This is a genomic window from Sedimentibacter sp. B4 (assembly GCF_000309315.1).
Classification (GTDB): Bacteria; Bacillota; Clostridia; order Tissierellales; family Sedimentibacteraceae; genus Sedimentibacter; species Sedimentibacter saalensis.
Window position 1 is genome coordinate 1 of sequence record NZ_CANG01001080.1, and the last position, 230, is coordinate 230.

A 230-nucleotide genomic window follows, 5' to 3' on the forward strand; every position below is an offset into this window, starting at 1 on the left:
CGGCGGAAACGGCCAGGCGCAGAACGGCCGGATCAACGTGATGCTGCTCGGCGGTGACGCGGGCGCGGACCGTACCGGCATGCGTCCTGACTCGATGACCGTGGCCAGCATCGACGTCCAGACCGGCCGCACGGTGCTGTTCAGCCTGCCGCGTAACTTGCAGCACGCACCCTCCCCGCGACTCGCCGCTCCATGCGAAGTACCCGAACGGCTACTACTGCGCGGTGAAG

General features: G+C 68.3%; 1 pseudogene. It reads left to right on the forward strand.

The annotated features are described in order from the left end of the window. Nucleotides 1–230, forward strand: a pseudogene (locus BN358_RS28155) (hypothetical protein); the annotation flags it as partial.